Below are 12,307 nucleotides of genomic sequence, written 5' to 3'. Positions count from 1 at the left end.
TATTAAATAATTCGTAATTCGTAATTACGAATTATTTAATTCGATTTTCCATCGCTGCCAAAGTATTCCCTATAACTGCAAATTTTGTCTCCACGCACATCAAAAGAAACTGCTACCCGATTTTTGTAAGGCTGTCCGAACAAAAGCCCCTCATCCTGAAACTCAAAGACAGCCGTTGTTTCATTGCTAGTAACACGGTCTAAACTAGTCAGATTCAAACCAGGACTGAAGGATTCAAAAGCGTACTCGAAAAATTCTTTAGCTCGCTCTTTTCCCACATTCAAACCGTGGAATTTTCCCATTGGAAACCAAAGAGTAAAATCTTCTGTGAGCATATCTAACAACGGTTCCCACTCTCCTGTTGCCATACCATGCGTCAGATTCTCAAATGCCTGTTGAGCAACTTTTAAAGTATTTTCTGAATCTTGCGTCATTTTCACCCCCGACCGGATGTAAACTAATACCGTATTACTTAAAATCTCACCACCACTTTGCCACAATTCTGCCCACTGAGGAGATATTTTACAGCGTCGGGTATAGATTCTATGCCTTGAAACTGTGTTGGGTCAACAGCAACTTTGAGTTTGTTTGTGTAGAACAGGTTTAAAAGGCGATCGCGTGCCTCTGCCATATATTCTTTATAATGAGGCATAAGAAAGCCTCTCACAGAAGCAGCTTTCCAAAATAGCTGGTGATAAATGCGTGATTGTGTAATTTGCTCTACATTATTTCCGTATTCGGAGATAAAACCAACCACTACTAAACGTCCACGCACGTCCAAGTTTTCAACGCAAGTATCAAATACTGCTTTGCCTACACACTCAAAAATTAGATTAATCCCATTGGGGTATTCTTGCTTGAGGACTTGATTGAGGTTTTCTGTGCGATAGTTGATAATGCGATCGCACCCTAATTCCTTTAATAAATCTGCCTTAGCTTCAGAACTGCAAGTACCAATGACATGATTCCCGGCTAACTTTGCCAATTGCACCGCAATATGACCGGTTCCTCCTGCTGCTGCTGTCACTAGAACCACTTCATTACTTTTCATCTCTCCCACTTGTTCCAATGCAACCAAAGCTGATACACCTGTAGGTATTAGTGTTAGCACCTCTGGCGTTGCTTCCCGCACCTTCACCGCTAAGTTTGCATCGATAAGCTGATATTCTCGATAACCGCCACCACGCGCCGTAGTTATTACAGCATCATTTATTTGAAAATCTTTAACATTTTCACCTACAGCAACAACTTTTCCCACTGCTTCCACACCCAAGTCAAAGGGAGGAATCAAGTTAATATATGGAACATCACCACGACAAAGTAAGGTGTCAAAGCCACCGTTAACGCCAGCAAATTTGTTTTGAATTAAAAGTTCACTAGACGCAGGTTTAGAAATAGGAAGTTCGACAATTTCAATGGCAGATTTAAAATCTTGATTAAGTTGCTTTGCTATTAACTTTTTGTAAGCTTTTGCGTTCATTTACCTATATTAATTTAAAAAATATAAATGTAGGGTGCGTTATGTTTTTAGCTAACGCACCATCAACAATCTATGCATTAGACTAAGCTTATAAAGCTTTATCCCACTCTAATTGATGAGCTAAACCATACTTGATAAAATCTTCTTCTTTAGCTTTATCGCTTTTACCAAAAACACCTAAGCTGTAAGGATTATCTTGCATCCGTTGTGTAACTTGCTTTTTTTCAAATCGGATAACTTCATCTCTAGGTTTATCCGGTTTAAAAAAGTCTACAACCAAGACAGTTCTATCATAATTAGTGTAATTATGCGGACAGTGTGGATAGCTATGATCTAAAACCAGGAATTTTCCTTCATGCCAATAAAGTTGCTCATGGCATATTTTCATAGCCACATCTCCCTCTGGCACGATTAATCCTAAATAGCCACGATTCATGTGAGGGTTATAGTTTACATGCAGTTTGATATCCAAGCCTGGATAGAATGTTCCAAAATACACATTTCTGATAATTCCATCATCGCTAAAGTTTACTTTTTCTATTACTTTAGCCAAATTTGGAAAATATTTCTCTCTTAATATAAGTGCTTTTTGTGATGCATCATCTGGCCCATAATCAGGATATTGTATTTGATGCACCTGAATATATTTTTCAATAAACATACCTTGAAATAAAATACCAAAAGCACTGTATTTTGCATCACCCTTAGTTTTTATTGTTTGACTTTTAGGGCCCAAAATATTATAAGTTAACTTTAACTCGTCATCAGATGCATTCTTAATAAAGTGTGTAAACTCATCTCTAATCACTTGCCAGTTATCTTCAAAACTTTTGAGGAAAGTAAATTTTTTGGGGTCTATATGATACTCATTAAAACTTTCCATTGTCTTTTCTCCTGAAGATGATTTCATAAAAAACCGTTATATAATGATGGGATTTGGTCTTCGTCCCAATTCGATGTTGGAATTCCTGACTAAACTCATTTTAGTGTGAGGTCTACTGTGTCTGAAACTCCCGTATTAGATAAAATTATCAAAAATGTGCGGGTAGTTCGTCCCCATCAGGATGCAATCGAACTACTTGATTTAGGCATTAAGGATGGAAAGTTTGCTCAGATTGCCCCTAATATTAGCCCAGACACAGGTAAAGAGGTATTTGATGGCAAAAACCTTTTAGGCTTTCCTGGGGTCGTGGATGCCCACATGCACATCGGTATCTATCAACCCCTCGACAAAGATGCTGTAACTGAAACCAAAGCAGCCGCAATGGGAGGCGTGACTACCAGTCTGAATTACATCCGTACAGGACAGTATTATCTTAACAAAGGCGGCTCCTACCGCGATTTTTTTCCAGAGGTGTTAGCGTTATCCGCAGGTAATTTTTTTGTAGATTACAGCTATCACATCGCACCTATATCTAGCCAGCATATCGACGAAATACCTTTATTGTTTGAAGAACACGGTATCTCTTCGTTTAAAATCTTCATGTTTTATGGCGGATATGGGTTGCATGGTTTGTCAGACCAGCAAAACCTCTTTTTAATGATTAATAAAGAGGAACGGTACGATTTCGCCCATTTTGAATTTATTATGCGTGGTCTAACTCGCTTGATGGAAAAGCATCCAGAAGCGCGAGATACTATCAGCTTGAGTTTGCATTGCGAAGTTGCAGAAATTCTCAACGCCTACACCAAAATAGTTGAAAACGATTCTAGTCTTAGTGGATTACACGCTTACAGTGCAGCACGTCCTCCCCATTCCGAAGGTTTAGCAATTTGTATTGCTTCTTATTTGGCGCATGAGACTAACTGTGCAAATATCAATTTGTTGCACCTGAGTTCGCGTAAAGCAATGGAAGCAGCTTTGACTATGCAAACTGCTTTTCCTCATATCAACTTTCGGCGAGAAGTTACTATCGGACATTTGTTATTAGATGTCGATACTCCCAATACAATTTGGGCAAAAGTCAACCCTCCTATTCGTCCCCGTGCCGATGTGGAATACTTATGGCAAGCAGTACTCAACAATCAAGTAGATTGGATAGTTAGCGACCACGCTTGCTGTTCTGCTGAACAAAAAAGAAGTGCTAAAGACCCGAATAATATTTGGTTAGCAAAGTCTGGTTTTGGCGGGACAGAATATTTACTTTCTGGTGTATTTAGTGAAGGTAGCAAGCGGGGGATGTCCTACAATCACATGGCTAAATTACTATCTTGGAACCCATCCCGGCGCTTTGGTTTGTTAGAAAAAGGTGATATTGCTATTGGTTATGATGCTGACTTGGTGCTGTTAGACCCTAATGAAACCTTTGTGGTTAGTGCTGCTGAGTCGCAGTCACAACAAGGTTACACACCCTTTGAAGGAGTGGAGTTAACTGGGCGGGTAAAAAGTACTTTTTTGCGCGGAAATTTGATTTACAACAATGGAGAGGTTATAGGTTCACCTATTGGGCGCTATTTAAAAAGACCTTCTAGTAATCCACATGGAAACCTTAGCTTAAAAACCTATGTGTCTTGAGGTGCGTATGAAAAAACTGTTCCGGCTTTTGATAAATCTCTGTCAACTCGAATCAAAAATAAACCACCATCATCCGTTCTATGTCGGGGGATAGTACTAAAACTAGGACAATATAAATAGTGGTCTTTTAGGAATCGGTAATTCCCTACGTCGCAGTATCCGGCCAAGCAATAGCCCTCTTCATTATAAGATTGTATTTCTGAATACTTGCCGTCAAAATGTGGCAAGATGCTTATTAGCCAAGTTCCACTACCATTATCATTTTTCCTTAGCCACTTCTTACTTGCTTGGACAAATTGAACTGTATCTGTTCTACCCCACGGTAGTAATTTGCTATCCAATGCTGGAATAAACTCATTTAAACTAGCATCTGGATGATCATTTAGTGTATTTTTATATTTAAGAAAACCGTTTTCCATCCAGAGGATTTCTACTTCCTCATCACCTAGCACTTTCCAAGGGCCTACTCTCACTCCTGCGGGGATAAAGGAGTAGCCATGCTTTCTTAACTGCCACTCTCCCACTTGGATTGCACCCCTAAGCACGAAAATCTCCAAATCAGAAGTAAAGAAGCCAGATGGTGCTTCAAACTGCCGTGGTATTACAACTCTTGAGGTTGATGCACCACTGTCATGCCAAGCAAGTAATCGCCTACTACCAAATGCTACATTATCTGGCATTTCACTCACTCGCCAACCGTGTTCTTCTGGTACAGTATTTGTATTAAAGAATTGGTACTGGCGGGGTACATACTCTTTCGAGATTGCTGTACGCCTTCCTGATAGGTTCATGCGCCCTCTTCCGTCTCCGCCCCAATCCTCTTTTAAAGATGCTACGTGCAAAAAATCATCAGTTTGGTTTTCTTCTGCGGAATTAAAATTTATATTTTCTTCGCCCACGACTTCGCATTCTCCTAGTTATATGCTTCTCTTTAGGCATTCAATTTTATATTGCGTTGACTGGATTTTCATCCAAAAATTAAATTGTTAATTTAGCAAATTACCTTTTTTGTGCTGTAACTTGTAACCATTCAATCAGGGGTCTTAAGGTTCCTGGCAATGCTGCCTCACTAACAGTCACTGTATGCTGCTTACCGTTATCTTCTACTGTTAATTTATACTGAAAGCGATCGCTCTGAGGATTTAGCGAGGTAATGTGTTCAGGTAGCCTAAATAAATCAGCAACTTCCACCAGTCGCACAAGTGTGCTGGCTTCGTTTGGCGGGAGAGTATCTGTATCAAGGCTTGTTTTCTTGGTAATCCCAGCAAAGCCACCCGTGCGTTCAAAGGATATCCGCATTTATTTTGCTCTCCGTTGTGCTACTTGGTTGGGAAAAATACAAGTACTGGGAGATGATAGTTTTCACCTCCCGGTTTAGCAATAACAAGTAGTACATATAAAAGCTAGAAGTTAAGAAAAAACTCCTAACTCTAAATAATTCCTACCTTTTGCCAACCATTCTGTACAGCTTTTTGCTCATCACTGTCATTACCGTAGACTTCGCCTGCAACTTGAATGGTGACGTTGGCAGCTTTTTTAAAATCCGCTTTGGCATTTAAGCGATCGCGTAAAGCAATATACCAGATTTTGCCAACTGTTTCCCAAGCATAACCACCAATCTCAACAGCCGCTAGATAAAAGGCATGGTTAGGGATTCCTGAGTTGATATGCACCCCGCCGTTATCATCAGTACCAGTATATTTATCTTTCATGTGGGCTGGTTGCGGATCTTTACCCAATAGTGGGTCATTGTATGCTGTTCCTGGGGCTTTTAGCGATCGCAGGGCAACACCTTTAACAGTGGGTTTCAAAAGGCCTTCGCCAATGAGCCAATCTGCCTCTTGTGCAGTCTGATTTTTGCTCTTTTGTTTCACTAAGGAACCGAAGACATCAGAAAACGATTCATTCAGTGCCCCAGGTTCGCCATAATACTGTAAACCCGCTTCATGCTGGGTTATACCATGAACTAGTTCATGCCCAATAACATCTATTGACTTGGTGAAGCATTGAAACATTTCTCCGTCGCCATCACCATAAACCATTTGGTCACCGTTCCAAAAGGCATTGTCATATTTAACGCCATAATGCACGGTGGAGTCTAAACGTAGTCCTTTGTCGTCGATGGAATTGCGATCGAATATCTCATAAAATAATTCATAAGTAGCACCAGCAGCATCGTAGGCTTCATTAACTGCTTCATCACTGCTGGGAGGATCTCCCTCACCACGCACTAATGTACCAGGAAGTTGCTGGCCATATTTTGCATCGTAGATAGTGCGCCGCTTTTCACCCGGAGAAGGTGCAAATGAGACATTACCTATAACATCTCTCCGTCCACGAAACTGTGCCGAAATATTTAATGTATGAAAAGCCCAACTACGCTGCTGAGGGTTGCCATTTACAACGACATTTTCCAGGATATGGGATGGGATAATACAACAAATAGGGCATCTAGAGTTAAGTAGATGTTCAGACTTGAATCCGGTTGATTTCTTTTTATTTCGAGCCATCCAAGATAGCCTCCTTTTAAAATTAAATATTGACAAACAAAGGAACATAAAAACAAATCCAAATCGTGTGTCCCTGGTTTGTTTTGTGAAAAAATTTTTCTACTCTGTATTTTCGGATAGGTCTGTGGAGGATGGATAGTACATTGATTAGTCTGTTCCCTAAAAATAACGAATCGATTACAACTCAATCTGTTGAATAATCTGCATTGTTTCCACACTGACGGTGCAGACTCTTTGTAGTAAATCTATTACATGTGCTTTGTAATCTGCAAAGCAGTATGTATTGATTTTTTCAGCAATAGTAGGGTCTTTAGGTTTCTTTTCTTTGTATTGATCTAAAATCCATTCTAAAGCACAACGGTTGCCAAGGCTATATTCCCAAGCAATATTGGGGATACCTTCTAAACTTGTGACATCATCTAAAATAATGGTTCCATTGGCTGTATCGGCTTTGAGTTTTACCTTTGGTGTCCTATTTGTAGCGAGAGGTAAATCAATTCGTTTTAAAGGATAGGGTTCGACAGTTTCATTATTGATGTGCAAAAGATATCTATATAAATACACTGAAAACTTTAATAGTGTTGAGTTGTCCTACTATGTCTGTAACCACAATCTACTTGGTTAAGCGATCGCTCTTTCATTTATGTATGTTGAAATAAGCTAAAGTAATTAGTTAAGTAAAAAGTTGTCTTTTGACTAACCTCTATCTTCTGTTAGGTGCGAACCTGACATTAAACGTACTAATCTACCTCTAATGGAACAGGCTTCGCTGTATTTGGCTAGGCAAAAGATGGATTTTAGTCAGACTCTAATTGCAAAAAGTGATGCTATTCTTGATCAATGGGTAGAAGCGGTTTACCAAGATGAACAAATTGAAGCTACTAATGAACTTACTTTCAATGCTGTACGGGATAGCTTACCCCGTGTTTTGAAAGCATTAGCAACAGTACTTTCTGAATCGGAAACGAGCGATTTGCAAACAGTAGTAGATGCAAGTTTAGAACACGGCACACTCCGCGCCCAACAGGGATTTGAACCAGCAGAAATTGCGCGAGAGTATCGTTTACTCCGGTTTGTGATTTTTTCCTTTTTAGAAGAAGATTTATTACAGGGATCTGCACAAGATGTGCTAAGGGCTGTTCGCTTGATTGATACAGTAATTGATGAAGCGATCGCGCGTTGCTTTAACAGTTATACTCAAGGACGATTACAAGAGCTTAAACAACTCCAAAGTCAGTTGCGGTTGACTAACCAAGAATTAACTCGTTTGGTTCGCGCTAATAAAGATAACCTCTCTCATTTGGCTCATGAACTGAAAACGCCCCTCACTTCAATCATCGGTTACGCAGACTTATTTCTGCGCCAGCAGCGTCAACAACCAGAACTCAAAGACACCCATGGAAATCTTGAAAGTATCGAGCGAGTTCTCAAAAGTGGTAGACTTCTTGTCCGGTTAATTAACGATACTCTGGAAATTTCGCGCTATGATGCCGGACAGATGAAATTGCAGCCTACTTTAACCGATGTGCGTAGTTTAATCAACTTTGTTTTAGAGATGATTGAGCCATTAGCGCGTGCTAAAGAATTATCCTTGGTTGTTGAATGCGAACGCGCCCCAAGTCAAGTTATCACAGATCCGCTTCGGCTTCAGCAAATTTTGACAAATCTGCTGAGTAATGCAATTCGCTACACAGAATCTGGTTCAATTCATTTGGAGTGTTGGACGGTATCCCAACAGCAGTGGGCTATCTCTGTTACTGATAGTGGTATTGGTATTTCTCCAGATGCTCAAGCACAAATCTTCAATCCCTATTTTCGGGAAGTAACTGCTCCCCAAGTCCAAAGTTCTGATGGTACAGGATTAGGTTTGGCCATAGTCTCTCGATTGGTTCAGTTAATGGATGGTGAAATTAAAGTAGATTCACAGCTAGGAAAAGGATCTACATTTACAATAATTTTGCCATTAGAAACCATCACCTATGATCGGGGCTAATTATTCCAAGGAAATTTGAAAGTGAAATCGCACTTAATAAATTGGTGCGTTACACTGCGTTAACGCACCCTACCAATCACCTACTCGTCAATTTGACCAACGCGGCGGATATTCAAAATGTCGCTCATTTTCTTAATTTGGACAAACACTTGCTCTAATTGAGAGCGATCGCGTATATCTATTCCTAAGTCCATCAATGCAGGTTGACCAGCACAGGTTTTCACCTGAGCATGGCGGACATTAATTCCTTGGTCACTCAACCGTGACAAAATATCTTTTAGCACTCCTACGCGGTCAAGAGCTTCAATTTGAACATCTACAGGATACGTGTGCGGGCGACCACTATTTTCGGCGGCGGGGTTCCATCTAACTGGTACTAAGCGCTCATACTCCACAGTTTCCAGATTATTGCAGCCTTGGCGATGAATCGAAATCCCCCTACCTCGCGTCACCACACCAATAATTGGTTCGCCAGGAATCGGGGTACAACACCCAGCTAAATAATACACCAACCCCTCTACCCCAATAATTGGCGAATCACTGGCGCGGGAGATAGGTGTAGGTGCATCCCGCAAAGCTTTTGATGTAGTTGGTTCTTTGGGGATAAATGGCGACACGGTGGAAATTGGTTGTTGTGCCTTCGCCACTTCTCGCCAACGATTTAGCACCAAGTTCAATGTCACTTCCCCGTAACCCAAACCAGCGAGTAAATCGTCCACACTGTGGTAGTTACACTTTTGGGCGACAGTCTCCATTGCATCAGACTTCAGCAGGCTATCAAAACCAGTTTTACCGAGTTCCTTTTCTAACAATTCCCGTCCACGGGCAACATTTTCTTCCCGGCGCGATCGCTTGTACCATTGTTTTATTCGATATTTCGCCGCCGAACTTCTGACAAAGTTCAACCAATCCAAACTCGGATGGCAGTTCTTTTGGGTGAGAACTTCTACAATATCGCCATTTTGTAGCCGCGTTGACAAAGATACCATTCGCCCATTCACCCGCGCCCCTGAACAATGGTTTCCTACTTCCGTATGAATGCGATAAGCAAAATCTACAGTGGTGGAACCGGGACTTAAAGGAACAACATCTCCCTTAGGGGTGAAGACATAGACATCATCTTCAAATAGATTATCTTTGATGCTATCAAGATATTCTTGTGCATCCTTGAGATCAGTTTGCCATTCGAGCAGTTGTCGCAGCCAAGTAAACTTGTCATCCGTCCCTGTCAAATGGCTAATACTAGAACCCCCTGTTTCTTTGTACTTCCAATGGGCGGCAATCCCGTACTCGGCAATATGATGCATTTCGATTGTCCGAATTTGCACCTCTAAGGGACGGCCAGTTAGTCCAATCACCCCAGTATGTAACGACTGGTAACGGTTAGGCTTTGGCAGCCCAATGTAGTCTTTAAATCTCCCAGGAATTGGGCGAAAAGCATCATGAACCACCGCCAACGCCCGATAGCATTCCTCATTGCTTTGAACAATAATCCGCAGCGCTGCCAAATCGTAAATTTCATGAAATTCCTTTTGCTGGCGGTGCATTTTTTGGTAAATGCTATAAAGGTGCTTGGGACGACCGCTAATATCCTGAAAGCGGATTCCGGCTTGCTGCAAACGCTCTTGTAACATGTTCGTAGCTTTAGCCAATTTCTCTTCTCGCGCCGTCCGTTTTTCGGAAACAAGCTCTTGCATTTGGCGGTAAGCTTCTGGTTCCAAATACTTAAAAGCCAAATCTTCCAGTTCCCATTTAATTCGCCAGATCCCCAAGCGATTGGCTAAAGGTGCGAAAATATCTCGCGTTTCCTGGGCGCTGCGGCGGCGGCTAGCCTCTGACATGTATTGTAAAGTTCGCATATTATGCAAACGATCTGCCAATTTCACCACAATTACCCGAATATCTTGCGCCATTGCCAAAAACATCCGCCGGAAGTTTTCCGCTTGACTTTCGGTTTTGCTAGTGAAATTGATTTTAGAAAGCTTGGTGACACCTTCAACCAATTGCCGCACTTCTGCGCCAAAGCGTTCTTCTATTTCTTGACTTGTTACTTCTGTATCTTCAACGACATCATGAAGAAATCCAGCTGCTATCATAGCAGCACTGCCTCCCAAATCATGCAGCAAGTCAGCTACAGCAACAGGATGAGCGATGTATGGTTCTCCCGATTTGCGGTATTGACCTTGATGCAGTTGGTAAGCAAATTCAAATGCGCGACCAATTAAGACTGCATCACTATGCCTTCGATCATCTTCCGGTGCGCCGCTACTTGTTGATGACTCCTTCAAACATTTCTTTAACCATTCCGGAATGGTTATATCAATTGATGAATTTATAGCTAGACTGCTCATACAATTGGGTTGGGATAGGATCGGTAGATTAAGTGAATGATAAATAAAACTGGCAGCATCAACCTAAGAAGATGCTGTCGCCCAGAGACGGCTAAAAAACGAGTGTAAGGATGATTCTCCAATTGCCGATAGCCCAGCGTTAGGGGTAGCGTTCGCCCAGCGTCTCGTAGCGAGGTAGGAGCGTCCGGTAGTCATCCAATTTGAGTTTCAAGGATCATAAAGAAAATTCATTGATGGCAAACAAAGCCTCAAATCCTGATTTGAGGCTTTTAGTGTTGATAAGTCTTTAAGAAAGTTTATTGTAGAAGAAAAATTACTTGACATTAATACTATCTTAACTAGCACCGGATGTCTTTAAACCGTGAGAAATATTTGGCACTCGTAACCTTGCTAGAGCAATTACGTTCAGATGCCGCAACTACCCAAATTGTTTCACCAGAACTGCGGCAGCGTGTAGCCTCGTTGCAGCAATTCTTTCGGGAGCAGATTGTACCTTTGGCAGATGAAAACTCGCGAGTGCAGTCTTATCAAACCGAAATAAGCAAGCAACTGCGCTTGTTGGCAATAGATGTGATGTTTTTGCAAGGAGCGCGGCAAGCATCTACTGCACAAACGAGACTTCAAACGATTAGCGATCGCTTGACAACCCTCATTCAATACTGTGATGCCATCCTGCAACCAGAAGCGGAAGGAGAAAAATAACAATTGTTCACCTTTTTCTCTAATTTCTCCATCATCTCATTTATGACCTATGATGGAAAGTTATTTTAGCAACAAGTTGGGAATAGGGAGTTAGGAGTTAGGAGTTATAAAAATTCTTCCCCAATGCCCAATGCCCCTTTAACTAATGCCAATACCTTTGAGGAGAAGATTCATGGTGCGGCGCATGTACGCTTCTACTGGCTCGGTTGTGGGCTTGAATATCAGTGCATAATATAGTGACCCGCTCACAAGGTCAATAATTAAGTCTACGTCTGCATCCTTGTGAATTTCACCTCTAGACTTGGCACGCTCAAGTACTTTAGAAAAAGCTTCACGTCGGAGTTTTGTATATTTTGTCCAATAAACCTCTGCAAACTGAGGATTGCTAGACGCTGTACTAATTATCAGGGCGAGTGTCTGACGACCAAGGGGACTATCTATTTTTTTGGCGGCATTATTAATTAGGATATTCATGTCTCCCCAAAACTTGCCAGTATCGGGGATCACTAAATCATCTCTCAAACTTTCTATCGCGTCTGCAACTAGTTCTTCTTTGGAAGTGTAACGCCGATAGATAGTCGTTTTACCAACTCCAGCACGAGAAGCGATCGCTTCTATACTCATGCTTTCATATCCTACCTCTGCAAGCAGATCCAAAGTCGCTTCCACAATAGCCTGATCGGCTTGGATGCTGCGTGGTCGTCCAGAGGGGCTGTTAATTTGCTTACTCATAAAATATCATCCCCAAGCAATATC

13 protein-coding genes are annotated in these 12,307 nt (G+C 41.4%); 3 read left to right on the top strand and 10 right to left on the bottom strand.

The window, feature by feature from the left end; genetic code table 11:
- Window positions 1–35 precede the first annotated feature (35 nt).
- From LC608_RS10390 to LC608_RS37510, 4 genes are all read right to left on the bottom strand, one after another.
- Window positions 36–434 (bottom strand): nuclear transport factor 2 family protein, encoded by a 399-nt coding sequence (locus LC608_RS10390; protein WP_229553455.1) that lies wholly within the window; start codon window positions 432–434, stop codon window positions 36–38.
- 38 nt (window positions 435–472) lie between these two features.
- On the bottom strand, window positions 473–1,480 hold the full coding sequence (locus tag LC608_RS10385) for a zinc-binding dehydrogenase (protein ID WP_229553454.1): 1,008 nt from the start codon (window positions 1,478–1,480) through the stop codon (window positions 473–475).
- Between the two features lie 88 nt (window positions 1,481–1,568).
- Entirely contained in the window at window positions 1,569–2,363 is a 795-nt protein-coding gene (locus LC608_RS10380; RefSeq protein ID WP_229553568.1) for an aspartyl/asparaginyl beta-hydroxylase domain-containing protein, read from the bottom strand.
- Window positions 2,350–2,433, bottom strand: a complete 84-nt coding sequence (locus LC608_RS37510) for a hypothetical protein (protein WP_374108391.1) — start codon at window positions 2,431–2,433, stop codon at window positions 2,350–2,352. The genes LC608_RS10380 and LC608_RS37510 overlap by 14 nt, the downstream gene beginning before the upstream one ends.
- A gap of 47 nt (window positions 2,434–2,480) precedes the next feature.
- On the opposite strand from LC608_RS37510, the gene LC608_RS10375 reads away from it, so the two are divergent.
- On the top strand, window positions 2,481–3,995 hold the full coding sequence (locus LC608_RS10375) for an amidohydrolase family protein (protein WP_229553453.1): 1,515 nt from the start codon (window positions 2,481–2,483) through the stop codon (window positions 3,993–3,995).
- On the opposite strand, the gene LC608_RS10370 is transcribed toward LC608_RS10375, so the two are convergent.
- The 4 genes from LC608_RS10370 to LC608_RS10355 all read right to left on the bottom strand — a co-directional run bounded on the left by LC608_RS10370 (window position 3,983) and on the right by LC608_RS10355 (window position 7,048).
- Window positions 3,983–4,894, bottom strand: coding sequence for a DUF4437 domain-containing protein (locus tag LC608_RS10370; RefSeq protein ID WP_229553452.1), 912 nt, complete (start codon window positions 4,892–4,894; stop codon window positions 3,983–3,985). The two genes, LC608_RS10375 and LC608_RS10370, sit on opposite strands and share 13 nt — an antisense overlap.
- 100 nt (window positions 4,895–4,994) lie before the next feature.
- On the bottom strand, window positions 4,995–5,294 hold the full coding sequence (locus LC608_RS10365) for a protealysin inhibitor emfourin (RefSeq protein ID WP_229553451.1): 300 nt from the start codon (window positions 5,292–5,294) through the stop codon (window positions 4,995–4,997).
- Window positions 5,295–5,425: 131 nt separating this feature from the next.
- Entirely contained in the window at window positions 5,426–6,505 is a 1,080-nt protein-coding gene (locus tag LC608_RS10360; RefSeq protein ID WP_229553450.1) for a M4 family metallopeptidase, read from the bottom strand.
- A gap of 177 nt (window positions 6,506–6,682) precedes the next feature.
- A complete protein-coding gene (locus tag LC608_RS10355; RefSeq protein ID WP_229553449.1) occupies window positions 6,683–7,048 on the bottom strand; it encodes a type ISP restriction/modification enzyme in 366 nt (121 codons plus the stop codon).
- 247 nt (window positions 7,049–7,295) lie between these two features.
- Here LC608_RS10355 and LC608_RS10350 point away from each other — a divergent pair, with 247 nt between their 5' ends.
- Window positions 7,296–8,498, top strand: a complete 1,203-nt coding sequence (locus LC608_RS10350; protein WP_229553567.1) for a HAMP domain-containing sensor histidine kinase — start codon at window positions 7,296–7,298, stop codon at window positions 8,496–8,498.
- Window positions 8,499–8,578: 80 nt separating this feature from the next.
- Here LC608_RS10350 and LC608_RS10345 read toward each other — a convergent pair whose 3' ends face one another.
- Window positions 8,579–10,849 carry a bifunctional (p)ppGpp synthetase/guanosine-3',5'-bis(diphosphate) 3'-pyrophosphohydrolase gene (locus LC608_RS10345; protein WP_229553448.1) on the bottom strand — a complete coding sequence of 757 codons (2,271 nt, stop codon included), beginning with the start codon at window positions 10,847–10,849 and terminating at the stop codon, window positions 8,579–8,581.
- A gap of 348 nt (window positions 10,850–11,197) precedes the next feature.
- Here LC608_RS10345 and patD point away from each other — a divergent pair, with 348 nt between their 5' ends.
- The gene (gene patD / locus LC608_RS10340; RefSeq protein ID WP_229553447.1) at window positions 11,198–11,551 is read left to right on the top strand and encodes a heterocyst frequency control protein PatD; all 354 of its coding nucleotides are present in this window, start codon (window positions 11,198–11,200) and stop codon (window positions 11,549–11,551) included.
- A 138-nt stretch (window positions 11,552–11,689) separates the two neighbouring features.
- Here patD and LC608_RS10335 read toward each other — a convergent pair whose 3' ends face one another.
- On the bottom strand, window positions 11,690–12,283 hold the full coding sequence (locus LC608_RS10335; RefSeq protein WP_229553446.1) for a TetR/AcrR family transcriptional regulator: 594 nt from the start codon (window positions 12,281–12,283) through the stop codon (window positions 11,690–11,692).
- Window positions 12,284–12,307: the final 24 nt, after the last annotated feature.

It is taken from the genome of Nostoc sp. XA010 (assembly GCF_020829625.1).
Lineage (GTDB): Bacteria > Cyanobacteriota > Cyanobacteriia > Cyanobacteriales > Nostocaceae > Nostoc.
The sequence above is the reverse complement of the archived record's forward strand: the minus strand, read 5'-3'. Positions and strand labels throughout refer to the sequence as shown.